The sequence below is a fragment of the Phaeacidiphilus oryzae TH49 genome (assembly GCF_000744815.1).
Lineage (GTDB): Bacteria > Actinomycetota > Actinomycetes > Streptomycetales > Streptomycetaceae > Phaeacidiphilus > Phaeacidiphilus oryzae.
Genome location: NZ_JQMQ01000005.1, coordinates 647765 through 672399 on the forward strand (window position 1 = coordinate 647765; position 24635 = coordinate 672399).

Consider the following 24635-nt stretch of genomic DNA (forward strand, 5'->3'; position numbering starts at 1 on the left):
GGTCTCCTGGGTCGCGGCTTGTGCGTGGGACTGTTGACACGACGTCAGTTACGCGTTGCACTGGCGAATCGAGTCGCACAACGTGTTCACAGCACGCTCACCTCGGCCCTGCCCCCTGGAGGCTGCTCGATGCGCGGACGACGTACGGCCACCCTTGGTTCTCTTCTGCTCGCCGCGGCGGTGGCGGTGGCCGCCGCGCCGGCGGCGAGCGCCGCCCCGACGGCCCCGCGCGCGGGCGCGGGCGCCCCGGTGGACGCCCGGGTGGACGCCGTGCTGGCGGGGATGACCCTGCCGGAGAAGGTCGGCCAGATGTTCGTGGACTACGTCTACGGCCAGAGCGCCACCACCACCGATCCGACCGACGTCGCCGCCAACCACACGATGTACGGCGCGGACGTGGACAACGGCGCAGAGGCCGTCGCCAAGTACCACCTGGGCGGCGTCATCTACTTCGCCTGGAGCGACAACCTCGCCTCGCCGGCCCAGATCGCCGGCCTCTCCAACGGCCTCCAGCAGGCCGCCGCCACCTCGGGCGCCGACGTCCCGGTGCAGATCAGCACCGACCAGGAGGGCGGCGTGGTGAACCGGATCGGGGCGCCGCTCGCGGTCTCCCCCGGCAACATGGCGATCGGCGCCACCGGTGACCCGGCCAACGCCCGGGCGGCGGCCCGGGTCACCGGGGAGCAGCTGCGGGCGATGGGCATCAACACCGACGACGCCCCCGTCTCGGACGTCAACACCAACCCGCGGAACGCGGCGGACGGCCCGCGCTCCTTCGGCGACCGCCCGGCGATCGTCGCCCGGTACGCCGCCGACGCGGTCCGGGGCTTCGCCGACGCCGGGGTCGGCGCCCAGGCCAAGCACTTCCCCGGGCTCGGCGACACGACCGTCAACACCGACAACGGGGTGGCGGTCAGCAACGAGACCAGGGCCCAGTTCCTGGCCCGGGACATCCCGCCGTTCCGGGCTGCGATCGCGGCCGGGGTGCCCTCGGTGATGGCGGCGCACATCGTCGCGCCCCATCTGGACCCCTCCGGGACCCCGGCCAGCCTCTCCGAGCCGATCGTCACCGGGCTGCTGCGCGGCACCCTCCACTACGACGGCGTGGTGATCACCGACGCGCTGGGCGCGGGTGCCCTCGGCAACCTGACGGAGCAGCAGATCATCCTCGGCGCCGTGCGGGCCGGCGACGACCAGCTGCTGATGCCCACCGACCTGCCGCAGGCCGAGCAGATCCTGCTGGACGCGGTGCGGAACGGCACCGTCAGCCAGGCCAGGATCGACCAGTCGGTGCGCCGGATCCTGCGGATGAAGGCCGGACTGGGCCTCCTCGGCGGCGGCGCGCCCAAGCCGGTGGACGGGTCCGGGGTCGGCACCGCCGAGCAGCTGGCCACCATGGCGGGCATCGCCCGGCGGTCCGTCACCCTGCTGCGCAACGAGGCGGGCGCGCTGCCGCTCTCCGCCTCCTCGCATCAGCATGTGCTGGTCACCGGCTGGGGCGCGGGCACCACGCAGAACCTGTCGGACGCGCTGGCCCAGCGCGGGCTGGTCACCACCCGGCTGTGGACCGGCTCCCCGGACCAGGCCGCCATCGACCAGGCGGTCGCCGCCGCCGAGCAGAACGACGTCACGGTGGTGACCACCTACAACGCCTGGAACGACAGCACCCAGCAGAGCCTGGTCAAGCAGCTGCTGGCGACCGGCAAGCCGGTGGTCGTCGTGTCGGTCGGCGGCCCGTACGACCTCTCCGCGTTCCCCTCCGCGCCGACCTATCTGGCCGCCTACGGCTACCAGCCGGTGACCACCACCGCGCTGGCCGACGTGCTGCTGGGCGGCCGGCCGCTCGGCCGGCTGCCCGTCACCGTGCCGAGCGCGGACGGGAGTTCGGTGCTGCTGCGGTGGGGCAGCGGGCTGCGGTACTGAGCGGTGTAAGGGAGTCGAACCGGGTCCGGGGCTGGGATAGCGTCGTCCGCCAGGCCGCCGAAGCTCCTCATGGACGTCCGCCCGCTGCGCGAGTCGCCGGACTTCCGGCGGCTGTGGTGGGGGACGGCGCTCTCCCAGCTCGGTTCCCGGATGACCGACTTCGCGGTGGCGCTGCAGATCTTCCGGCTCACCGGATCCTCGCTTGCGGTCGGCGCGGTGGGCCTCGCCTCGGCGCTGCCGAGCCTCGTCTTCGGGCTCTTCGGCGGTGCGCTGGTGGACACCGTCGACCGGCGGAAGGCGGTGCTGTTCTGCACCAGCGGGCAGGCCGGGCTGTCGGCGGTGTTCGCCGTGCAGGCCTTCTTCGGGACGGGGGCGGGGCCGGGGACGGGGCTGGGGGCCGGCGGCGACGGCCGGCTGTGGCTGCTGTACGCGCTGGTGGTGCTGAAGTCCACGCTGGGCTCGGTGAACGCCCCGGCCCGGCGTACCTTCATGCCCCGGCTGCTGCGGGCGGAGCAGATCCCGGCGGGGGCCGCGCTCACGATGTTCGCCATGCACAGCGCGATGACCGCGGGACCGCTGCTGGCCGGTCTGGTCGCCGGGCCGGCCGGCCTGAAGGGCTGCTACCTCGCCGACCTGGTCAGCTTCTCCGCGGCGCTGTACGGGGTGGGGCGGCTGCCGGCGATGCTGCCGGAGGCGGTCGCGACCGGGCGACGGCCGGGCGATGACAGCGGCAGCGGCGATGGCAGCGGCAGCGGCAGCGGCCGCAGCGGTGGGAACGGCGGCGCCCGGCGGCCCGGGCTGCGTGCCATCGGCGAGGCCCTGCGGTTCCTGACGGTCGGTCAAGTGCTGCGCGGGGCGCTGCTCGCCGACGTCTCGGCCTGCGTGCTGGCGATGCCGACCGCCCTCTTCCCGCAGATCAACGCGGAGCGCTTCGGCGGGGGCAGCCTCACCCTGGGGGTGCTCAGCTCCTCGCTGGCGATCGGCGGAGTGCTGGGCTCGACGCTCTCCGGGCACGTCGGCCGGATCACCAGGCCGGGGCGCGGGATGCTGGTGGGCGGCGCGGTCTGGGGGCTCGCGCTGGCGGGCTTCGGGATGCCCGGTCCGCTCTGGGCGGCCGTCCTGCTGCTGGTGGTGGCCGGCGCGGCGGACGCCAACTCGGTGGTCTTCCGCACCTCGATCATCCAGGCCGCGGTCCCGGACCGGATGCGCGGGCGGGTCAACTCGGTGGAGTACATGGTCGGCGCCGGCACCCCGCAGCTGGGCGACTTCCGGGCCGGCGCGGTCGCCTCGGTCAGCTCGCCCGGCGTCTCCGCGGTGACCGGCGGGCTGGCCGAGGTGATCGCGGTCGGGCTGATGTGGCTGCTGCTGCCCGGGCTGGTGCGCTACCGCGCGGCGGTCGGCAGCGGGCAGGCCGGAGCGGCGGCGATGCCGGCTCAGGCCGCCGGCACGGGTGCCGCCAGCCCCGAGACCACCTCGACGCCGGGGAGTTGAGCCACCGCGGCGCCCGGCAGGATCAGCTTGCCGCGCCGGCGGCCGCTGCCGATCAGCACGTGCGCGGTCTCGGCCACGGCCTCGTCCACGAGCAGCGGCCAGTCGGCGGGCAGGCCGATCGGGGTGATGCCGCCGTACTCCATGCCGGTCTCCTGGACGGCGGTGTCCATCGGCGCGAAAGAGGCCTTGCGCGCCCCGAGCCGCTTCCGCACCACCTTGTTGACGTCCAGCCGGGTGTCGGCCCGGACCAGGCAGCCGGCCAGGGTGGTCTCCTGCCCCCGCTTCGCGGCCACCACCACGCAGTTCGCCCCGCAGTCCAGCGGCACCCCGTAGGCCTCGGCGAAGGCGGCGGTGTCCGCCTTCGCCGGGTCGGTGTCCACGAACAGCACCGACTCGGCGGCCGCGCGGTCGGCCCAGCCGCGCAGTGCCTCGGCCACCGGGTCCGGCAGCAGGTCCAGCCGCTCCAGCGCGGGCGCCCAGGAGTCGAATCGGCCGAAGGGAGGGGTGCTTGAGGTGGCTGCGGTACTCATGCCCGCACTCTAGTCGGCATGCCGCGGGGGCCTGGGCGGCGGCCCTGACGGACGGGTCCGGCGGTGACCGGGCGGACGGTTGGGCGGACGGCTGGGCGGACGGCCGGGAAGCGCCCCCGAGGCCGGGTTTGGGACGGAGTCCGCCGAAGGGCTTCTGAGCGCTGCCGGGCGCGCGTACCGTCGACGTGGAGACCCGGAGCTCGACCCGGTCCGGGCGCGGGGTACCTCATCGGCACGACGCCGCGCGCCGACCGCCGGTCGGCTCCGCCGCGGGGAGGCGCAGCATGTCCGACACCGCCGATCGCAGACGCGGGGCGGCTCCGGAAGCCGGTCCGCCGCCCCGTAACGGCCTGCGCGAGCGGGTGGCGCGGAATCTGCGCCGGGCCCTCGGCCGCGACCCCAACCCGCTGGTGCGCGAGCTGGACCGGACCCGCAGCCGGCTGCTGGTGCTCCTGGGGATGCTGCTGGCCGCGGTGTTCGTCGCCGCCTGGTGCGTCGGCCTGATCACCCTGCGCGTCAGCATGGCCGAGTTCCACCGGCAGCACGCCACCCGGCACCGGGTGGTGGCGGTCACCACCGCGCCCGCGTATCCGCGCGCCGGCGCCGAGCCCACCGGCGGGGTCTCCGACGGGAACTCGGTCGCCGCGGCGGTCTGGGCGGACTCCGGCGGGCAGCGGCACAGCGGCCTGCTGCGCGCGCCGGACGGCGCCCCGCCCGGGACCCCCATACCGACCTGGGTGGACGCCTCCGGCGCACCGGTGGCCGCGCCCTCCCCGATGGCGCTCGCCGTGGGCAACGCGCTGATCGCGGGCGGCGGGACGCTGTGCGGGGCCATCGGCATCGCGGTGGGCGTCACGGGGCTGACCGCTCGGCTGCTGGACCGGCGGGCCGGCCGGGTGTGGGAGCGCGAGTGGGCCCGGGTCGAGCCCGAGTGGTCCAGGCGGCACCGGAACGGCGGCTGACGGGGTGCCGGGGGCAGGCCGGCCGGCGTCCGGCTTCCCGGCGTCGGCCCAGCCGAGGTCAGGCCCGCCAGCGCCGGCCCCGCCGGTGTCAGGCGCCGTCGCGGCGCTCGCCCGCGCCGAACTCCTTAACCAGGCGCTCGAATCGGAGGTCCGGGCGCCGGGGCAGCCCGAAGCGCTCGTCGCCGTACGGGAACGGCTCGAACTCGCCGGTACGGCGGTAACCCCGCCGCTCATACCAGGCGATCAGGTCGGCGCGCTGCTCGATGACGGTCATCTCCATCCGCTCGGCGCCCCACTCCTCGCGGGCGTAGCTCTCGGCGCGGGCGAGGAGGGCACGGCCGAGGCCGGCGCCCTGGCTGCCCGGATCGACGGCGAACATGCCGAAGTAGGCGGTGGCGCCCCGGTCCTCGAGCTGGCAGGAGGCGGCGATCGCGCGGCCGCCGGGCCCGGCGGACTCCACCTCGGCGACGAGGATCAGCCCGCCCTCGGCGGTGATGATCTCCGAGACCTGCTCCCGGTCGGTGCGCTGCCCGTCGATCAGATGCGCCTCCGTGGTCCAGCCGCCCGCGCCGGGGCCCCCGCGGTAGGCCGACTCGACCAGGTCGACCAGGGCCGGCACGTCGTCGAGGTCCGCGATCCGGAAATCCGGCGCCGCGGCGGGGATGGAGGGAGCGGTCAGGGATGCGTCGGTCATGCGGGGCTCCGGGGATCGGTCCGGCGATGCAGAAGGGTAAGGCGGGACTGACCATGGTCGCACGCCCGGAAGGCCGCCGATGAGCAGCCTCGGCCTCGGCGCCCTCACCCTCCCGACCGCCGAGCTCGGCCCGCTGAACCCGCTGCCGCCGCTGCCGGGGCTCCCTGCGCTCCACGGGCTCCCTGGGCACGCGGGGTATCCGGCGAGCCCGGAGGGCCCGGGGTGGCCGGACGGCCCGGCCGGCGGCCCGGCCTGGGACGGCGCCCCCTCGGAGCCCGAGGACGGCTTCGACGCCGAGCTCCTCCGCGACCTCCGCTACGGCCGGGTGGACTCGGTGCTGCCGTACCTCCTCCGGGACGGCTACGGCCGCGAGCGGCGGCCGCGCCGGCATCCGGCCGCGGTGCTGGAGAACGACCGGCTGCGGGCGGTCTTCCTGCCCGGCACCGGAGGCCGGCTGTGGTCGCTGACCCACCTTCCGACCGGCCGCGAGCTCCTCCACGCCAACCCCGTCCACCAGCCGGCCGCCCTGGCCCTGCGGGACGCCTGGGTGGCCGGAGGGGTGGAGTGGAACATCGGCACCACCGGCCACTCCCCCACCACCTGCGAGCCGCTGCACACCGTCCGCGCCCGCCGCCCGGACGGGCAGCCGGTGCTGCGGATGTACGAGTACGAGCGGCTGCGGCGGGTGGTGTTCCGGATCGACGCCTGGCTCCCGGACGGCTCCGAGCTGCTGCTCGTCCACGTCCGGATCGTCAATCCGAACGACCGGCCGGTGCCGATGTACTGGTGGTCCAACGCCGCCGTGCCCGAGACCGAGGGGACCCGGGTGCTGACCCCGGCCACGGCGGCCTGGCGCTTCGACCCCGGGCGGCGACTGGCCCGGGTCCGCTTCCCGGACGATCCCGGGGACCCGCACGACTCCAGCTACCCGGCACTCGGCCGCTGCTCCGCCGACCACTTCTTCGACCTCGCGGGCTCCGCGACCGCCTCTGCGACCGCCTCCGCGAACGCGTCCCCGCCGGCCCGCCCGTGGATCGCCGCGCTCGGCGCGGACGGCAGCGGCCTGGTGCAGGCCTCCACCGCGCGGCTGCGCGGCCGGAAGCTGTTCCGCTGGGGCCGGCACCCCGGCGGCCGCAACTGGCAGGAGTGGCTCAACGGCGGTACCGGGCGGCCGTATCTGGAGATCCAGGCCGGACTGGCCAGGACCCAGCTGGAGCATCTGCCGATGCCGCCGCGCGCCGCCTGGTCCTGGCTGGAGGCGTACGGCCGGCTGGCCGCGGACCCGCTGGAGGTCCACTCCCCGGACTGGGGGCGGGCGGTGGCGGCGGCCGGCTCCGCGCTGGACGCGCTGCTGCCCGAGGACCGGCTGAACGCCGAACTCGCCGACGCGCAGGCCTGGTTGGGCGGCCCGCCGACCGCGGTACTGCACCGCGGCAGCGGCTGGGGGGCGCTCGAACGCCATCTGCGGGCCCGGAGCGGCGATCCCTGCCCCGCCCTCCACGATCCGGCGACGCCGTTCCCCGACGACACTCTGGGGCCCGAGGAGGAGCCCTGGCTGACGCTGCTCTCCACGGGCCGGATGACCGGCGCCGCACCCGTCTCCTACCAGGCCGACCAGGACTGGGCCCCGCTGCTCGCGGACGCCGGCCGCTGGCTGGCCGAGCTGCTGCTCGGCGTGGTGCACGCCGCCCAAGGCCGCCCCGAGTCCGCCGCGGCGGCCTGGCGGCGCTCCCTCGCGGACGCGCCGAACGGCTGGGCCTGGCGCGATCTCGGCGTGCTGGCGGCCGCCCGCGGCGACCGGGCGGAGGCCGCGGACGCTTTGCTGGCGGCCTGGGAGCTGATGCCGCATCAGCAGCCGCTGCTCCTTGAGGCGGTGGCGGCGCTGCTGGCGGCCGAACGGCCGCGGGACGCGCTCGGCCTCGTCGAGCGGGCGGGCGGCCGTCCGGCCGGCGCGACGAGCTTGACGGGCGCGGCGCCGGAGGGCCGGCTCCGGCTGCTGGAGGCCCGGGCCGCGCTGGAGTCCGGCGATCCCGACCGCTGCGGCGCGCTGCTGCGGGCCGGGATCGTGCTGCCGAACATCCGCGAGGGCGAGCTCTCCCTGGCCGAACTCTGGGAGCTGTATCGCGCCGCCCGACCGGAGGCCGGACCGCTCCCGCCCGACTACGACTTCGCCATGCGGCCGCCGGACTCCTGTCGGCCCCAGGACGCGAAGGACGCCAAGGACGAGAGCCCTAGGGCTTGACCGCCACGACCCCGTACCCGGCGGCCTCCGCCGGCGACAGCGCGAGATCCTCCGGATTGCCGTCCGCGCGCCACCGGTTGACCGGCGCCACGCCCGGCTCGACGAGTTCCCAGCCCGGGAAGAAACGCTCCACCTCGGCCTTGGTCCGGGACACCATCTTCAGCCCGACCTCGGCGTAGGTGCGCATCACGGACTCGGCCACCGCCGGGTCCATGGTCTCGCCGGTGCCGTGGGAGAGGATGTGCACGCTGCCCGAGGGCAGCGCCGACTGGTAGCGCCGGACCAGCTCGTACGGGCCGTCGGCGTCCTGGAAGAAGTGCAGCAGGGCCACCGTGAGGAGCGCCACCGGCTGGTCGAAGTCGAGGATGTCGCGGACGGCCGGGGCGGCGAGCACCGCGTCCGGATCGCGGAAGTCCGCGTCCACATAGGCGGTGCGGCCCTGCGGGGAGCTGGTGAGCAGCGCGCGGGCGTGGGCCAGCACGATCGGGTCGTTGTCGACGTAGACCACCCGCGCCTCGGGGGCCGCGGCCTGGGCGACCTCGTGGGTGTTGTCGGCGGTCGGGATGCCGGTGCCGATGTCCAGGAACTGGCGGATCCCGCGGTCGACCGCGAGGCGCACCGCCCGGCCGAGGAAGCGCCGGTTGGCGCGGCAGCCGGCGGGCGTGCTCGGCAGCAGCTTCACCACCTGGGCGGCGGCCGCGCGGTCGGAGGGGAAGTTGTCCTTGCCGCCGAGGTAGTAGTCGTACATCCGGGCCGGATGCGGCAGATCCGTCCGCAGATCGAGCGACGGCGGCCGCTGCTCCCCTGCAAGGTCCGTCACGACATCCCCGCCCTGCTGCTGACGCTCCGACATCTCTCAGTCCCCTCCTGCCACTTGAGCGGGATGCTACCCCGCCGTAGCCCTTCACACCGGACTTACGGATCTTCCGCCGACCGTCCCGGCTGTCCGTACCCGATCCAGGCGTTCGCCATCCCGTGGCAGCGTCGCCCGCCCCCGGCTAAGGACCGCTGACGCCCTTGACGCCGGCCAGGATGGTGTCGACCAGCTCGTCGAGGTAGCTCTGCGAGCGGGCACGGGCGGTGTCGCGGAGGGGGGCCGGGGTGACCGTGGCGTGCATCATGGCGGCTCCGAAGAGGAGGTCCATCAGGACGGTGGGGCTGGTCCCGGGCGGCAGGTCGCCGCGGGCGACGGCGTTGCGGACCAGGCGGCGGGCGGCGAGGACGGTCGGGCTGCCGTCGCGGTGCCTGGTGCCGAAGAACTCCGGGTGGACGGCGGCGTCCACGTTCCGCCGCAGATAGGCCAGTCCGGCGTCGGTCCAGAAGAGGCCGAGCATCTGCTCCGCCAGCCGGCGGAGGTCGGCGCGGAGGTCGCCGGTGTCGATGTGGGTGTCCAGCACGATCCGCGCCTCCAGCGCGTCCAGCAGCAGAGACTGCTTGTCCGGCCAGCGCAGGTAGAGGGAGGCCTTGCCGACCCGCGCCTCGCGGGCGACCGCGCCGATGCTCACCACGTCCAGGCCGCCGTGGGCGTAGAGGGCGATGGCGGCGTCGAAGACCCGGTCCTCGAAGCCGGGGTCGCGCGGTCGGCCGCGGGTGCTCTCGACTGCCTTGTCGGCCATGGCGCCTGCGTCGCCCTTCTCGTCCTGCCGCTCCGGTCGGGCCCTTGCCCGGCGGTGGATCCGGGAGCAATGATGGCACCGGATTTTCAGACCGCCTAGGTCTGTTATTGAGTCGAGGAGGCCGCGGTGCCGGACCCGCTGAGCAGCGACAGCAACTCCCCGGCGCCGCCTGCCGCCTCGGCGACGTTCCGGGCGAACCCGGCCCTCTCCCCCGCCGTGGTGGGCCTCGGGATCACCGAGATGGGCAAGGTGTACGGCCGCACCGCCCCGGACTTCGCCGCCGACGCCGTCCGCCGGGCGGTCGCCGACGCCGGACTGCGGACCGCCGACCTGGACGGGCTGCTGATCAACTCCGGGGTCCGCAACGACCTCGGGCTCGAACTCGCCCGCGACCTCGACCTCCGCGACCTGCGGCTGCTGGACTACCTCCAGGGCTACGGCTCCTCGGCCGGCGCCATGGTCTCGTTCGCCTCACTGGCCGTCTCCTCCGGCCTGGCCACCACCGTGGCCTGCGTCTTCGCCGACGCCCCGCTCCGCGAGGGCCGCGGCACCGGGGCCGCGTACGCCGCCCGCAAACCGCCGTCCGGCTTCGACGGGCTGCTCGTCGACGCCGGTCTGGCCAGCGTCAACGCCCGCTACGCGCTGGCCGCCCGCCGGCACATGACCACCTACGGCACCACCTCCGAGCAGCTCGGCGCGGTGGCCGTGGCCCAGCGCGGATGGGCGGTACGGAACCCGCTGGCCCAGCTGCGCACCCCGATCACCCTCGCCGACCACCAGGCCTCCCGGATGATCGCCGACCCGCTGCACCTGCTGGACTGCTGCCTGGTCAGCAACGGCGGGATCGCGGTGGTCGTCACCACCGCCGAGCGCGCCCGCGACCTGGCCCAACCCCCCGTCCACGTAAAGGGGTTCGCTCAGGCCCACCCCGGCTACCCGGACGCGGGGGACAGCGCCTTCGGACTGGTCTCCGGCGCCGCCCGGTCCGGCCCGGCCGCGCTGGCGATGGCGGGCGCGTCGATCGAGGACGTGGACGTCGCGGAGCTCTACGACTGCTACACCTTCACCGCCCTGCTGAGCGTCGAGGACTACGGCTTCTGCGCCAAGGGCGAGGGCGGTGCCTTCGCGGAGAGCGGCGCGCTGGGCCCCGGCGGCGGCCGGACCGCCTTCAACACCGGTGGCGGGCAGCTCTCCTCGTACTACATGTGGGGGATGACCCCGCTCTCCGAGGCGGTGATCCAGGCCCGCGGGCAGGGCGGCGAACGCCAGGCGCCGCGCAACGACCTGGTGCTGGTCAGCGGCAACGGCGGGGTGCTGGACCACCACTCCACGCTGCTGCTCAGCCCGCACGCCGGTTCCTGACGCTCCGTCAACCCAACTGACTCGTCGACCCACTGGATTCGTCAACCCACCGGAGAGGAGGGCCTCGTGCCCACCATGCCGATCGCCCGGGACGCGGCCTCCGCCGAGTTCTTCGACGGCACCGCCCGCGGCGAACTGCTGCTGCGCCGCTGCACCGGCTGCGGGCGGATCTCCGCGCCGCAGGCCCGGCAGTGCCCGGACTGCGCGGCGACGGAGTTCACGCCCGCGCCCGCCTCGGGCGCCGCCACGCTGGTGAGTTGGGCGGTGCCACATGACCGCGAGGGGCGTCCGCTGACCGTGGCCGCGCTGGTCGAACTGGCCGAGGGGCCGTGGCTGCGGCTGCGGCTCACCGGCGTGGCGGAGCCGGCGGCGGACCTCTCCGCGGGGCTGCCGCTGACCGTCTCCTTCGAGGCGGTGGCGGACGGCGAGACCGTGCCGGTGGTCTCCGTCGCCCGGGAGGGTCGCCATGAGACGGTGGACCGGATCCCGGCCCCCCAGGAAGGCCCGACGCCATGACCACCACCCCCGACCGCGAGGACCGCCGAACGGCCGTCCTCCACGCACTGCTGGCGGACCTCCGGGCGGAGAACGCCGAGCTGGACGCCCTGGTCGCGGGGCTGCCCGCGGAGGCCTGGGCGACCCCGACCCCGGCCGAGGGCTGGACGGTCGCCCACCAGATCGCCCATCTCGCCTGGACCGACCGGTGGGCCGTGCTCTCCGCCGACTGCGCCGACGATCCCGAGCGGTTCCACGCCCCCCTGCGCGAGGCGCTCACGGCGGCCGAGGCGGCCGGCCGGGAGGCCACCGACATCGGCGCCGACGAGGGCGCGGCACAGCCGCCGGAGCGGCTGCTCGCCGAGTGGCGGGAGGCCCGGGACGGCGCGGCGGCGGCGCTGTCCGCCGCGCCCGCGGACCGGAAGCTGCCGTGGTTCGGCCCGCCGATGAAGCCCGCCTCCATGGTCACCTCCCGGCTGATGGAGACCTGGGCGCACGGCCAGGACGTGGCGGACGCGCTGGGGGCGGTCCGCACCCCGACCGCGCGGCTGCGGCATATCGCCCATCTCGCCCACGCCACCGTCGGCTGGTCCTTCCAGGTCCACCGGCAGACCCCGCCGGCCGTCCCCGTCCGCTTCGCACTCACGGCTCCCGGCGGCGAGTCGTGGCACTTCGGCCCCGCCGATGCGGAGAACGTGGTCACCGGACCCGCCCTCGACCTCTGCCTGCTGGCCACCCGGCGGCGCCACCCGGACGACCTGGACCTCACCGCGCACGGCGAGGCCGCGATCGCCTGGCTCGGCGTCGCCCAGGCCTTCGCGGGGGCTCCGGGCCCCGGCCGCCGCCCGTCCGCCTGACGACTCAGGAGTCGGCGCCGGCCGCCGCCCCCGCCGGGAAGAACTCGCGGTCGGGGTCCGGCAGCCACAGATCCGGCCCGACGGTCACCCGGGGGGCGGGTGCCGGGCGCCCGCCCCCCACGCCCCGCACGTGGTCGATGAACCGCGGCAGCAGCGGGTGCCGGTTGGCCTCGTGCCACAGCAGCGACCACGGATAGACCGGGGTGGGATCGACCACGGGGATCTGCACCACGCCCGGGTGGCCGCCGAACTGCCGCTGCGCCGCGAACATCAGCCGGTCCGGCGCTGCGGCGATCGTCTCCAGCATGTGCTCGGCGCCGAAGACCGGGCCCGAGCTGTCGATCTCGACGGCGAACTCGGCGCTCAGATAGCGGTAGTACTCCGCCCACTCGCTGTCCCGGTTGTTGCCCGGCATCCACGCGGTGAGCCCCGCCAGGTCCGCCGGACGCACCCGCCGGCGCCGCGCCAGCGGATGCCTGCGGCCGACGAAGATCGGAATCGGCTCCAGCGCGGCGGGGACGGCCCTGATCCCGGGGCCGCGGGTCCAGGCGGCCCGCCCGAAGGCCGCGTCCACGGAGCCCTCCGCCAGGGCGGTGGCCGCGGGGTGGTTCCCCCGCGAGATCACCATGTCGACATCGACATCGACATCCACGTCTGCGTCTGCGTCGCCGTCGCCGGAACCGCCGTCCGCGCCGCCCGACTCGTAGAAGGCGCGCACGAGGTCGACGGGTTGGGCGTCACGCGCCAGGACGTCCACCCGCAGCGGCCGCCGCCGGCCCCGCAGCATCGCGGCGGCCTGGTCGGCGAGGGCGATCAGCGCCCGGGCGCTGGGCAGGAAGGCGCCCCCGTCCTCGGTCGGCCGGGCGCCGGTCCGGGAGCGGCTGAGCAGCTGGACGCCGAGGTCGGTCTCCAGCTTGGCGATCCGCTTGGAGACCGCCTGCTGGGTCATCCCGAGCAGCCCGGCCGCGTCGGTGAACTGCCCCTCGTCCACCACGGCGAGGAACGCCCGCACGGCGCTGAGGTCCAGATCCATCCACAACCCCTGGTTGTCGCCCGTCGACAGGTCCCGCCACCCTGACGGCCGCAACGGCGCATCAGGACAACCGGAGGGAGTGTAGGCGAAGAGCTGGGGAGTGCGCTGCGGCGGCGTCTGGGGGACCCCGCCGGGGCTCCTCCCCCCCGCGTCCCAGGCGTCCTGCCCGCGCCAAGGCGCCCTAGGCGCCCTGCGCGCGCCAGGCGTCCCGGCCGGCCTGGGCGGCGAGCTGGGCCTGGCGGAGCCTGCGGTTGGCCATCTCGGACGGGGGGACGTCCCAGCGGCCGACCCAGTCGCGGCCCGCGCGGGCCACGCTGACCAGGAAGAGGGCGGTGCCGGCCGCCCAGATCAGCCCACCGGCGCCGGCGACCGCGGCCCCGATGGTGAGCATCCGGGTGTCCGCCTGGAACTCCCGCCACGGAATCTGAGTATTCGCCATGGTGCCCAGCCTGCGGGGCGCACCGGGGCCCCGCATGCCGGATGGGCCGCCCGGGGTGTGCCGCTACCGCACCCGGGTGACGCCCCGTCACATCGGACGGTCCGGCACCGCCTCCGGGATGTGCACGGAGAGCACCGCGCTCCGGCCCCCGTCCACTGCGTCCAGCGCCTCGCGGACGGCCTCCGGCAGCTCGTCCGGCTTGGTGACGGTGCGCCCCCAGGCTCCCCCGGCCGCCGCCGCGACGCCCGGCAGGTCGGCCTCCTCCGGGCCGAAGCCGACGGGGAAGGCGCCGCTGCGGGCGGCGTGGCCGTCGGGGTGCAGAGCGAGGGTGGACAGCCTGGGCGCCTGCCACCCCTGGTTGTCGAGGACGACGACCAGGTGCGGGGTGCCGTAGCGGCGCGCGGTCCACTGCGCGGAGGCGGGCACGCCGAAGAGGTACGAGCCGTCGCCGACCACCGCGACCACCCTCCGCGCCGGGTCGGCGAGCTTGGCGCCGATCGCCGCGCCCGCGTACCAGCCGAGCGAGCTGCCGCCGGACGCCAGATAGCCGCCGGGGCGGTCGATCCGCAGGTGCTCGCTGACCACGTGGTAGTGGGAGACGGCCTCGGAGAGGACCAGGGTGTCGCCGCCGCGCCGGGCCAGCTCCTCGCGGAGGGCGGCGGCGGTCAGCTCGGGGGTGATCCGGCCGTCGGCGTCCGGCCGCTCGCGGCCGGCCAGCTCGGCGGTGCGGGCGGCGTGGGCGGCCCGGGCCGCGTCCAGCCGCAGAGCGGTCCGGCGGGCCGGCAGCCGCTCGGTGCGGTCGGCCAGCTGGCGGATCGCCGTCCCGAGGTGGGCGCGGGCGTAGAGCTCGGCGGGGAGGTGCCAGAGCGGCGTCTGCTCCTTGAGCGGGTCGGGGTCGACGACGAGGATCCGGGCCCGGGGCCCCGGCCGGTTCACCGTCGGGATCCAGGGCACATCGCTGCCGAGCACCAGCACCACGTCCGCCTCGGCCAGCGCCGGATGCCGCCGGGGCTGGTTCCACTGGTAGCCGGCGTGCAGCGGATGGCTCGCGGGGAAGTTGAGGTAGGCCGGGACGGATTCCAGCACCCGGATCGCCGCCGACTCGGCCAGCCGCACCAGTTCGGGCACCGCCGCCGGGTCGCGGCCGGCGTTGCCGGTGACGATCAGCGGGTGCTCGGCGCCGGCCAGCGCCTGGGCGATCCGGTCGGCGGTGGCCCCGTCCAGGGCGGCCGGGGCGACCGGGGTGAAGTGCGCCGGATCGACCGGGACCACGGCCCCGCCGCCGGGGACCGGTTCCTCCATCACCTCGCGCGGGCCCGTCAGGTAGACCGGGCCGGCCGGCTCGCTGCGGGCGATCTGCAGCGCCCGGTGGGTCAGTTGGGCCACCTGCCGCCCGGTGCGGAACTCGTTGTCGTACTTCACGTAGCCGCGGACGATCCCGCGCTGGTCCCGGACGTCCTGCAGCCAGTGGATGAACTCGTTGCGGCTGCCCGGCAGTTCGCCGTGCTGGGTGTACGGCGAGGCGCCCGCGTAGATCAGCACGGGGACCCGTCCCCGTGCGGCGTTGTGGAGCATCCCGCCGAGGTTCTGGGTCCCGCACTCCACGTGCACCACCACGGCCTGCGGCCGGCCGCTGACCTGGGCGTGCCCCTGGGCGGCGGAGAGCGCGACGCTCTCGTGCGGGCAGACCACCAGCCGGGGCAGACGGTCGGCGTCGCCGGTGGCGCCGGCCCTGGCGTAGGCCTCGATCAGCCCGGGGTGATCGCTGCCCAGATTGGCGAAGACGTACTCGACGCCGGCCGCCGCCAGCGCGTCCAGGAATGCCTCGCTCGCCGTGGAAGGAAACGGTGCCAACGGTGCCGCCGCGTCGTCGCGGGCGGAGTCGGAGTCAGCCATCCCCCAACGGAACACCAGCCCCGCCCGGGCGTACAGGCCCCGCGCGGGCGGATCAGTCGGTTTCCGGCGCGGCCGCCCGCTCGTCGGCGGCCGACTCCCCGGTGCCGGGGCGCGGGACGAACTCGCGGAGGGCGGTCACCAGGGCATCCGGACGGTCCTCGGGGACCAGGGTGTAGCTGTCGGAGACCCAGACCAGGCGGGCGTCCTTGCAGAGGGCGGCCAGCCGGGGCCCGTGCTCGTGCGGCATCATCCGGTCCTCCTCGGCCCAGACGACCAGCACCCGGCCCGGGAAGTCGGCGAGCCTGCCGGTCCAGCTCAGCAGTTCCCGGTGGGACGGCACCGACCGGGTGTACTTGAGGAGGTCGCGGCGGATCAGCCCGGCCTGCGCACCGCGCGAACCGGAGTGGAACCAGCCGTCCGCGACCTCGCGCGGCACCGGCCGCTTGGAGAGCCAGCCGAAGCCGCCGGGCGCCCGCCGGACCGCCGGCACCGAGGCGAACAGCCACAGCGCTCCGGCCAGTCCGAGCCCGCGCGGCACCCGGCTCACCACGTCCACGATCCGCCCGGGGACGCCCGGCGGGTAGTTGTCGAAGGCCTCGCAGGCGACCAGGCCGAGCCGGGCCACCCGGTCCAGCAGCCCCTGCTCGGCCATCGCGGGCGCCCCGTTCCAGTCGTTGAAGACCAGGGTGACGTCGCGCAGGTCGAGGCGCTCCAGGAACTCGCCGATCAGCCGGGCGAGTCCGGGCATCGACAGGTCGGCGTCCGGCCTCATCGGCCGGCGGTGCGCGCCGAGCGGCAGGGTGGGCAGGATGCAGCGGTACTCCCCGCGGAGTTCGGCCACCACCTTCCGCCAGACCGTGCCGTCCATGAAGAGTCCGTGCAGCAGGACCAGGACCGGCCCGTCGCCACCGGTGTCCTGGTATTCGACGGTACCCGGCGTGAGTTCGACCTCGGGCATGGTGCACTCCCTCCCCCGCATGGCGGTGGTGTGGACGGTCCCCTCGGGTGAGAATCTAACGCAGCTTCAGAGGACTGGCTGTGATGCGGTGATGACGCCGGGTCAGGTTGGCCGGATCGGCCGATGGGGGGAGAGGACCATGGAGGTCGGCGAGGTCCCGGGAGGGGTCCGATGAGCACGGGGTTCCGCCTGAGGTCGAGGGCGGGCGCGGCGGTGGCCGTCGCGGTCTGCGCGGTGGCGGCCGCGGTGGCCCTGACGCTGCTGCTGTCGGCCGGCCGTACCGGCGGCGACGGCGGCGGGGGAACCGCCGCTCCGCCGCCCCCGCCCACCACCACCCATCTGAACGTCGCGGGACCGGCCGGGCTCGGCGGGAGGTGGAAGCTGGCCTTCGACGACGAGTTCGACACCGGCCGGCTGGACACCTCCAAGTGGACCTCCGCCTGGGGCCGGGTCTCCGGCGTCAGCCAGCCGGTCAACGGCAGCGAGCTGGAGTGCTACGACTCCTCGCAGGCGGCGGTCTCGGGCGGGGAGTTGCACCTCACCGTCGTCCAGCGGGACAGCGACTGCGGCGGCACCACCCGCCCGTACACCTCGGGGATCGTCACCACCGACCCGGAGGTGCTGGGGGCCGGGCGGGGCTTCCAGTTCACCCACGGGGTGGTCGAGGTGCGGGCGTATGTGCCGCCGGGCAGCGGGCAGTGCACCAACTGGCCGGCGATCTGGACGGACGGCCGGAACTGGCCGAAGGACGGCGAGATCGACGTCTACGAGTGCCTGTCCGGCAAGGCCAGTTGGCACCTGGTCTCGGGCTCGCACGGGGCCGAGGCGAACGCCCCCGGCGCCTACCCGCCGGCCTCGGCGTACACCGGCTGGCACACCTTCGCGGCCGACTGGGAGCCCGGCGAGGTCACCTTCTACTACGACGGCGTGAACGTCGGCAGCCACTCCTACCGCCCGTCCTCCCCCAACTACGTCATCCTCAACAACGCGGTGGGCGCGGAGGGCGGCCAGGCCTCGGCGCCCGCCGACTTCCGGGTCGACTGGGTGCGGGTCTGGCAGCGCCCGTAGCGGCTGCGGCGGCGGGCGGTCTCAGTCGACGGTCAGTTCCTCGATCGAGGCCGGACGGCCGCCGCTCAGCAGCAGGCGGAGGGCCGGCGTCCGGGTCGGCCGCCAGGAGACGCTGAGGTCGCTCCGCCCGGGCACGGCACCGGAGGCGAGGGTGGTCCAGCGGCCGGGAGCGGTCTCGGCCTGGACGGTGTAGCGGGCCGGGCGGCCGGCGCCCCACCGCACCCGGGCGTCGCGGGTGCCCACCGGGCTTCGACCGGGCGCGCTCAGCTCCACCGTGAAACGCGAGCGGGCGCCGGTGGCGGTCCACGGGGTGGCGGTGTCGCCGTCGACCGCAGCCTCGGCGGGAGCGACCGCGCCCGCGGAGCTCGCGGTCGCCGGGCGGCACCGGGCGAGGTCGGCGGTCGGCGTCAGGTCCGGTCGTGCGGTGGGGAGTTCGAGGGTGCCGACCAGGAGCCGGGAGCCGGCCGGGGTCCTGACCTCGACCGGCGCTCCGGAGTCCAGCCGCACCCGGGTGGTGCGCGGACCGATCGCCACGGTGATCCGCCGGCCCTGGTAGCTCAGGCCGTGGACGGTGATCCCCCGGGACAGCTGCGGCGGCAGCGTGGGGTCGAGGCGCAGCGCGTCCGCGTCCCAGCGGAGTCCGGCGAACCCGTAGACGAAGGTCTGCAGGAAGCCGCCGGCCCCGGTGGCGAAGGCGAAGGCCGGGTCGTCCTGGCCACCGGAGGGGGTGAGGTACTGGGTCTCGTTGAACTGCCGGAAGGAGCCGCGGAGGAAGGGCCGGTAGGAGTTCTCGAAGAGGCTGTGGTCCAGGCAGCCGGGCGGGCGCACCTGGGCGGCGATGACGGCCTCCACGGAGGCGGTCATGGCCGGGCCGCCGGTGTCCGTCAGGGGCAGGTAGCGGTGGAGGTCGGCGGCGGCCGAGCGGGGGTCGGCGACGTACTGGAAGGGGTAGGTCAGCAGGACCGTGTCGGCCTGCTTGAGCTTCTGGTTCCGGTAGCCGGCGTACTCCGGGTGGCTGCCGGCCGGGTCGGCGGCGACCCGGATCCGGTCGGCGATCCGGGACCAGGCCGGGTCGGGGACCGCGCCGATCCGCTGGGCGGCCTGGACCGCGTCGCGCAGCGCGACCACCGCCCCGCCGTTGGTCGCCGCCTCGTCGTCGACCCCGGCGGTGTACTCGTCGGGGCCGGTCACATGGTCGATGTGGTACTCGCCGTCCCCGCCGAGGCGGACCCGGCTGGCCCAGAACCGGGCGACGTCCGCCAGCACCGGGTAGCCGTACCGGCGCAGCCAGGCCAGGTCGCCGGTGGCCTGGTAGTACTGCCACTGGGCGAGGGCGATGTCGCTCTGCAGATGGTCCTCGTAGCCGCGGCAGGGGGCGAGGCCGCCGCAGCGGCCGGACGGCCCGTCGTCCCACGGCCAGGCGCCGCCTCGGTAGCCGGCGCCGGCCGCGTCCGCCTCGGCGGCGCGCCGGGTGTCGTAGCGGAACTGCACGATGGGGCGGGCGAGTTCGGGGTGGAGGGCGAGGAGGGCCGGGAACATCCAGGTGTCCGCGTCCCAGAAGATCGCGCCCGCGTAGCCGTCGCTGGAGAGGCCGGTCGGCGGAATGCTGAAGTCCACACCGGCCCGGAGGCTGGAGTAGAGGAGGTAGAAGGACGTGTCGGCGGCGGTCTGCGCGGAACGGTCGCCGACGGTGAGGTGCGGGGCCCAGAGGGCGGCCCAGGCGCGGGTGTGCTCGCGGAGGAGGCGCCGCCAGCCGGTGGCGGCGGCGCGGGCGGCGGTGTCCGCGGCGACGGCGGCGGGGTCTCCCCCGCTCGCGTCCGTTCGAGAGGCCGGGAAAGGGGCGCCGGGGTCGTTGGAGGAGGAGATCCCGACGTACTTGTCCACGGTGTAGTGGCGGCCGGCGGTGACCGGGATGGTCCACCGCACGCCCGCGGTGCCGAGCGCGCCACGCGGTTCGACCGCCGTAGCGCGGCGGACGGTGGTGCCGGGGCCCGGCACCAGCCGTTCGGACTCCGCGGCCACGGTGCCCCGGCCGGGGGTGCGGAGGCGGACGCCGGCGGTGCCGGCGGCCGGGTCGGCCGAGCGCGAGACGGGGGTGATCCGCTCGGCGCCGCGGCCGTCCAGCAGGCCGGTGAGGGAGAGGTCGCCGCTCCAGGCCGGGGTGATCTCCACCCGCACCTGCCCGAGGTGCATCCGCTCGCGGTTGGCGAGCACCTGGTAGGTCACCCGGGTGGCGCGGCCGGGGGCCGGGGTCCAGAGGTACGAGGTGGTGACGGTGGCGCGCCGGATGTCCAGCCGCTGGCGGTAGTGGCTGATCCTGGAGGGCGACACCCCCGGGTCGAGGACGGCCCGGCCCACCCCCAGGCTCATCCCGGACCAGGTGGGCAGCGCGGAGATGTAGTCGTTGGGGCCGGTGGCGCCGCTGGTGCCGTTCGCGATCCGGAGCTTGGCCCGCTCGTAGACGCCGGCCACCAGCGCGGTGGTGTAGCGGTCGTTCTTCAGCGGCCAGCCGGACCGGCCGAGGACGCCGCCGCCTTCGTATCCGGCGCCGGAGGCGGGGAGCCGGAGGCCCAGGTAGCCGTTGCCGACGAAGGGCATCTCGGTGTGGTCGGCGGGGCGGTAGGCGGTGGCGACGAGCGCCTCCGGGGCGCCGCCGCGGGGCGCGGGCGCGGCGGGCGCGGCGAGTGGGTACGCGGCGTGCGCGGCCTGCGCGGCGGTCGGGGGTACGGCCGCCGTCCCCGCGAGCAGCAGGGCGGCGGCGAGGACCGCGCGCCCTCCGGAACCGAACCTGAGCATGCGCCACCACCGCGTTCCCACGCCGACAGACCGACCGCCCACGCTAGGCCCGAGGGGCGGGGAACCGGCGTTCCCTCACCCGGACGGGTGTGTCGGAGCTCGGGTTCAGCGGCCGTCCGACAGCAGCTTGCGCAGTTCGGGGATGAGGGTGTCGAGGTCCTCGCCCGAGCGGAAGGCGACGACCGTCGCACCGCCCCCGGCAGCCCCCTCTCGCGGCGAGAACAGCGCGACGACCTCGCTCATCGCCTCGTCCACCTCCGCCGTCGGGTCCTCGCACTCGCCACGCAGCCAGCGCCGCAGCACATGGTTGTGGGCGGAGACCACCGCGCCCGCCATCAGCTCGGCCCGCAGCGAGATCATCGACTCGGACTCGCCCGTCCCCGCCTCGCCGCGCATCCACTGCGAGATGAACTCCCGGAACAGCCGCTGGTACTGCGCCTGGCTGGCGATCTCCCGGTCCCGCAGCACCGCGACCCTGCTGGTCAGCTTGTACCGCCGGCGGGCCAGCTCCCCCTCCTCCAGGTAGTGCAGCAGCACCAGCCGCACCGCCTCGGAGACCGCGATCAGCGCGGTCGCATGGCTCGACGTGGCGAGTCGGTCCCGGATCGCCTCGAGCAGTCGGGCATGCTCGGGGAAGATCACGTCCTCCTTGGAGCGGTAGTGCCGGAAGAAGGTGGTCCGTCCGACCCCCGCCCGCTCGGCGATCTCGTCGACCGTCGTCCGCTCGTAGCCCTGCTCGTCGAACAGCGTGAGGGCGGCGTCGGCGAGTCGTTCCCGTACCGACATGGCGGGGGACCCCTGCGAGCTGGCCATCCTGCACACCGTCCGTTTCGTGGTCTCGGTCCGGGCGCCGGGGAGGCGCCATGTAGCGCTGATCACGTGCCGGGTCGCGCCGGCGACCCTTGCCTCTCAGTATGGAACTGAGTACCGTCCTTGTGGAATCCAGTTCCAGTCAAGGAGTAGCCGATGGGCTCCGCAGGCCCCAGTTCCTCAGACCCGCGCTCCGCCGCATCCGAGTCGGGCCTGCCGATCAAGGCGGTCTACGACGCGGCCGATCTGAGCGGGTTCGATCCGGCGGAGAAGCTGGGGGCGCCCGGCAGCTATCCGTACACCCGCGGCGTGTACCCCAGCATGTACACCGGCCGCCCCTGGACGATGCGCCAGTACGCGGGCTTCGGCACCGCGAAGGAGTCCAACGAGCGGTACCACGAACTGGTCGCCGCCGGCACCGGCGGCCTCTCCGTCGCCTTCGACCTGCCCACCCAGATGGGCTACGACTCGGACGAGGCGATCGCCCACGGCGAGGTCGGCAAGGTCGGCGTGGCCATCGACTCCATCGACGACATGCGGGTGCTCTTCGACGACCTGCCGCTGGACAAGGTGTCCACGTCGATGACGATCAACGCCCCGGCGGCCACCCTGCTGCTGATGTACCAGCTGGTCGCCGAGGAGCAGGGGGTCTCCGGCAAGCAGCTCACCGGCACGATCCAGAACGACGTGCTGAAGGAGTACATCGCCCGCGGCACCTACATCTACCCGCCGCAGCAGTCGCTCCGCCTGATCAGCGACATCTTCGCGTACTGCCACCGCGACCTGCCGCGCTGGAACACCATCTCGATCTCCGGCTACCACATGGCCGAGGCCGGGGCGACGCCCGTCCAGGAGATCGCCTTCACCCTGGCCAACGCCAAGGAGTACGTCCGCGCGGCGATCGCCGCCGGTCTCGACGTGGACGACTTCGCGCCGCGGCTGTCCTTCTTCTTCGTGGCCCGCACCACCCTCCTGGAGGAGGTGGCCAAGTTCCGTGCCGCGCGCCGGATCTGGGCCCGGATCATGCGGGAGGAGTTCGGGGCGAAGAACCCGAAGTCGCAGATGCTGCGGTTCCACACGCAGACCGCGGGCGTGCAGCTGACCGCCCAGCAGCCCGAGGTCAACCTGGTACGGGTCGCCCTCCAGGGCCTCGGCGCGGTGCTCGGCGGCACCCAGTCCCTCCACACCAACTCCTTCGACGAGGCCATCGCCCTGCCCACGCAGAAGGCCGCCCGGCTCGCCCTGCGCACCCAGCAGGTGATCGCCTACGAGACGGACGTCACCAAGACCGTCGACCCGTTCGCCGGCTCGTACGTGGTCGAGGCGATGACGGACGAGATCGAGCAGGCGGCCACCGAGCTGATCCAGGCGGTGGAGGATCGCGGCGGCGCGGTGCACGCCATCGAGCAGGGCTTCCAGAAGTCCGAGATCGAGCGCTCCGCGTACAGGACCGCGATGGAGATCGACGACGGCAGCCGCACCGTGGTCGGGATGAACAGGTTCACCCTCGACGAGGAGGAGCCCTACACCCCGCTCCGCGTCGACCCGCAGATCGAGATCGACCAGTGCCGGCGCCTGGAGCGGCTGCGCGCCGAGCGGGACGGGGAGGCCGTGCGGCGGGCGCTGGACGAGCTGCGCCGGGCCGCCGAGGGCACGGGCGCCGAGTCCAACGTCCTGCCGCCGATGCGGGAGGCCCTGCGGCTGCGCGCCACCGGCGGCGAGGTCGCCCACGCGCTGCGCGACGTCTGGGGCACCCACGTCCCGGTCGACCCGTTCTGACCGACCCTCAACCACCCGACGCCACCAGCCACTTGCCCGATGACCCCCCAGCAAGGACGGACACACAAGCCATGAGCGGGGAGACCCCGACCTCTACGACCGCAGACGTCCACACCACCGCCGGCAAGATCGCCGACCTGCGGCGGCGGATCGACGAGGCCAAGCACGCCGGTTCCGCGCGCGCCGTGGAGAAGCAGCACGCCAAGGGCAAGATGACCGCCCGCGAGCGGATCGAGCTGCTGCTCGACGAGGACTCGTTCGTGGAGTTCGACGAGTTCGCCCGGCACCGCTCCACCAACTTCGGCCTGGACGCCACCCGCCCGTACGGCGACGGCGTGGTCACCGGGCACGGCACGGTGGAGGGCCGCCCGGTCGCCGTCTTCTCGCAGGACTTCACCGTCTTCGGCGGGGCGCTCGGCGAGGTCTACGGCCAGAAGATCGTCAAGGTGATGGACTTCGCGCTGAAGACCGGCTGCCCGATGATCGGCATCAACGACTCCGGCGGCGCCCGGATCCAGGAGGGCGTCTCGGCGCTCGGCCTGTACGGCGAGATCTTCCGCCGCAACACCCTGGCCAGCGGCGTCATCCCGCAGATCTCGCTGATCATGGGCCCGTGCGCGGGCGGCGCGGTCTACTCCCCCGCCATCACCGACTTCACCGTGATGGTCGACCAGACCAGCCACATGTTCATCACGGGGCCCGACGTCATCAAGACCGTCACCGGCGAGGACGTCGGCTTCGAGGAGCTGGGCGGCGCCCGGGCGCACAACTCCCGCTCCGGCGTGGCCCACCACATGTCGGGCGACGAGAAGGACGCCATCGAGTACGTCAAGGCGCTCCTCTCCTACCTGCCCTCCAACAACCTCGAGGAGCCGCCTGTCGAGCCCGGCGCCGAGGCCGACCTCGCGGTCAGCGAGCAGGACGAGGAGCTGGACGCCCTCGTCCCGGACTCGGCCAACCAGCCGTACGACATCCACACCGTGATCGAGCACATCCTGGACGAGGGCGAGTTCCTGGAGACCCAGGAGCTGTACGCGCCGAACATCGTCACCGGCTTCGGCCGGGTCGAGGGCCGGCCGGTCGGCATCGTCGCCAACCAGCCGATGCAGTTCGCCGGCTGCCTGGACATCCACGCCAGCGAGAAGGCCGCGCGCTTCGTGCGCAGCTGCGACGCCTTCAACGTGCCGGTGCTGACGCTGGTAGACGTGCCGGGCTTCCTGCCGGGCACGGAGCAGGAGTGGGAGGGGATCATCCGGCGCGGCGCCAAGCTGATCTTCGCCTACGCCGAGGCCACCGTCCCGCTGGTCACCCTGATCACCCGCAAGGCCTTCGGCGGGGCGTACGACGTCATGGGCTCCAAGCACCTCGGCGCGGACATCAACCTGGCCTGGCCGACCGCGCAGATCGCGGTGATGGGCGCGCAGGGCGCGGTCAACATCCTCCACCGGCGGACGCTGGCGGAGGCCGCCGAGTCGGGCGGCGACGTCGAGGCCGAGCGCGCCCGGCTGATCACGGAGTACGAGGACGCCCTCCTCAACCCGTACGAGGCCGCCGAGCGCGGCTACATCGACGCCGTGATCGAGCCCTCGCGGACCCGGCAGCACGTGGTCAAGGCGCTGCGCGCACTCCGCAACAAGCGGGAGTCGCTGCCGCCGAAGAAGCACGGCAACATTCCGCTGTGACC

The 24635-nt window shown here is 74.7% G+C and carries 20 protein-coding genes; 10 read left to right on the forward strand and 10 right to left on the reverse strand.

The genetic code is table 11. From position 1 onward, the window contains the following. Positions 1-129 precede the first annotated feature (129 nt). Both BS73_RS07235 and BS73_RS07240 read left to right on the forward strand, forming a co-directional pair. On the forward strand, positions 130-1923 hold the full coding sequence (locus BS73_RS07235; RefSeq protein WP_037570506.1) for a glycoside hydrolase family 3 protein: 1794 nt from the start codon (positions 130-132) through the stop codon (positions 1921-1923). Positions 1924-1992: 69 nt separating this feature from the next. Further along, the gene (locus BS73_RS07240) at positions 1993-3414 is read left to right on the forward strand and encodes an MFS transporter (RefSeq protein WP_051939638.1); all 1422 of its coding nucleotides are present in this window, start codon (positions 1993-1995) and stop codon (positions 3412-3414) included. Here BS73_RS07240 and BS73_RS07245 read toward each other — a convergent pair. Then, on the reverse strand, positions 3357-3944 hold the full coding sequence (locus BS73_RS07245; protein WP_037570508.1) for a YbaK/EbsC family protein: 588 nt from the start codon (positions 3942-3944) through the stop codon (positions 3357-3359). The two genes, BS73_RS07240 and BS73_RS07245, sit on opposite strands and share 58 nt — an antisense overlap. A gap of 284 nt (positions 3945-4228) precedes the next feature. On the opposite strand from BS73_RS07245, the gene BS73_RS07250 reads away from it, so the two are divergent. Continuing rightward, positions 4229-4906 (forward strand): Rv1733c family protein, encoded by a 678-nt coding sequence (locus BS73_RS07250; protein WP_037570509.1) that lies wholly within the window; start codon positions 4229-4231, stop codon positions 4904-4906. An 88-nt stretch (positions 4907-4994) separates the two neighbouring features. Here BS73_RS07250 and BS73_RS07255 read toward each other — a convergent pair whose 3' ends face one another. Then, complete coding sequence (locus BS73_RS07255) at positions 4995-5600, reverse strand: GNAT family N-acetyltransferase (protein WP_037570511.1); 606 nt, start codon at positions 5598-5600, stop codon at positions 4995-4997. Between the two features lie 79 nt (positions 5601-5679). Between BS73_RS07255 and BS73_RS07260 the strand changes: the two genes are divergently transcribed. Beyond that, positions 5680-7842, forward strand: coding sequence for a DUF5107 domain-containing protein (locus BS73_RS07260; RefSeq protein ID WP_051939640.1), 2163 nt, complete (start codon positions 5680-5682; stop codon positions 7840-7842). Here BS73_RS07260 and BS73_RS07265 read toward each other — a convergent pair. Together BS73_RS07265 and BS73_RS07270 are read right to left on the reverse strand one after the other, a co-directional pair. After that, positions 7832-8695 carry an SAM-dependent methyltransferase gene (locus BS73_RS07265; RefSeq protein ID WP_051939642.1) on the reverse strand — a complete coding sequence of 288 codons (864 nt, stop codon included), beginning with the start codon at positions 8693-8695 and terminating at the stop codon, positions 7832-7834. The two genes, BS73_RS07260 and BS73_RS07265, sit on opposite strands and share 11 nt — an antisense overlap. A 145-nt stretch (positions 8696-8840) precedes the next feature. Further along, entirely contained in the window at positions 8841-9458 is a 618-nt protein-coding gene (locus BS73_RS07270) for a TetR/AcrR family transcriptional regulator (protein ID WP_037570513.1), read from the reverse strand. 126 nt (positions 9459-9584) lie between these two features. Between BS73_RS07270 and BS73_RS07275 the strand changes: the two genes are divergently transcribed. The 3 genes from BS73_RS07275 (at position 9585) to BS73_RS07285 (ending at position 12172) form a co-directional block, all read left to right on the forward strand. Further along, positions 9585-10820 carry a thiolase family protein gene (locus tag BS73_RS07275; protein WP_235215334.1) on the forward strand — a complete coding sequence of 412 codons (1236 nt, stop codon included), beginning with the start codon at positions 9585-9587 and terminating at the stop codon, positions 10818-10820. 75 nt (positions 10821-10895) lie between these two features. Next, positions 10896-11336 (forward strand): Zn-ribbon domain-containing OB-fold protein, encoded by a 441-nt coding sequence (locus tag BS73_RS34460; RefSeq protein ID WP_235215632.1) that lies wholly within the window; start codon positions 10896-10898, stop codon positions 11334-11336. Next, positions 11333-12172 carry a TIGR03084 family metal-binding protein gene (locus BS73_RS07285; RefSeq protein ID WP_051939646.1) on the forward strand — a complete coding sequence of 280 codons (840 nt, stop codon included), beginning with the start codon at positions 11333-11335 and terminating at the stop codon, positions 12170-12172. The genes BS73_RS34460 and BS73_RS07285 overlap by 4 nt, the downstream gene beginning before the upstream one ends. Positions 12173-12176: 4 nt before the next feature. Here the strand turns inward: BS73_RS07285 and BS73_RS07290 are convergent, their stop codons facing one another. The 4 genes from BS73_RS07290 to BS73_RS07305 form a co-directional block, all read right to left on the reverse strand. Then, on the reverse strand, positions 12177-13205 hold the full coding sequence (locus BS73_RS07290) for a LysR family transcriptional regulator (protein ID WP_037570514.1): 1029 nt from the start codon (positions 13203-13205) through the stop codon (positions 12177-12179). Between the two features lie 181 nt (positions 13206-13386). After that, on the reverse strand, positions 13387-13644 hold the full coding sequence (locus BS73_RS07295; protein WP_037570515.1) for a hypothetical protein: 258 nt from the start codon (positions 13642-13644) through the stop codon (positions 13387-13389). A gap of 87 nt (positions 13645-13731) precedes the next feature. After that, complete coding sequence (locus BS73_RS07300) at positions 13732-15540, reverse strand: thiamine pyrophosphate-requiring protein (RefSeq protein WP_051939650.1); 1809 nt, start codon at positions 15538-15540, stop codon at positions 13732-13734. Between the two features lie 52 nt (positions 15541-15592). Continuing rightward, on the reverse strand, positions 15593-16498 hold the full coding sequence (locus BS73_RS07305; protein ID WP_037570517.1) for an alpha/beta fold hydrolase: 906 nt from the start codon (positions 16496-16498) through the stop codon (positions 15593-15595). Positions 16499-16669: 171 nt separating this feature from the next. On the opposite strand from BS73_RS07305, the gene BS73_RS07310 reads away from it, so the two are divergent. Continuing rightward, a complete protein-coding gene (locus tag BS73_RS07310; protein ID WP_037570519.1) occupies positions 16670-17566 on the forward strand; it encodes a glycoside hydrolase family 16 protein in 897 nt (298 codons plus the stop codon). 21 nt (positions 17567-17587) lie between these two features. On the opposite strand, the gene BS73_RS07315 is transcribed toward BS73_RS07310, so the two are convergent. Both BS73_RS07315 and BS73_RS07320 read right to left on the reverse strand, forming a co-directional pair. Next, positions 17588-20362: a glycosyl hydrolase family 65 protein gene (locus BS73_RS07315; RefSeq protein ID WP_037570521.1), complete on the reverse strand. Its 2775-nt coding sequence runs from the start codon at positions 20360-20362 to the stop codon at positions 17588-17590. 105 nt (positions 20363-20467) lie between these two features. Continuing rightward, positions 20468-21175, reverse strand: coding sequence for a TetR/AcrR family transcriptional regulator (locus BS73_RS07320; RefSeq protein WP_235215335.1), 708 nt, complete (start codon positions 21173-21175; stop codon positions 20468-20470). 153 nt (positions 21176-21328) lie between these two features. On the opposite strand from BS73_RS07320, the gene BS73_RS07325 reads away from it, so the two are divergent. Both BS73_RS07325 and BS73_RS07330 read left to right on the forward strand, forming a co-directional pair. After that, complete coding sequence (locus BS73_RS07325; protein ID WP_051939652.1) at positions 21329-22951, forward strand: acyl-CoA mutase large subunit family protein; 1623 nt, start codon at positions 21329-21331, stop codon at positions 22949-22951. Between the two features lie 71 nt (positions 22952-23022). After that, a complete protein-coding gene (locus BS73_RS07330) occupies positions 23023-24633 on the forward strand; it encodes an acyl-CoA carboxylase subunit beta (protein ID WP_037570524.1) in 1611 nt (536 codons plus the stop codon). The last annotated feature ends 2 nt before the right edge of the window (positions 24634-24635 follow it).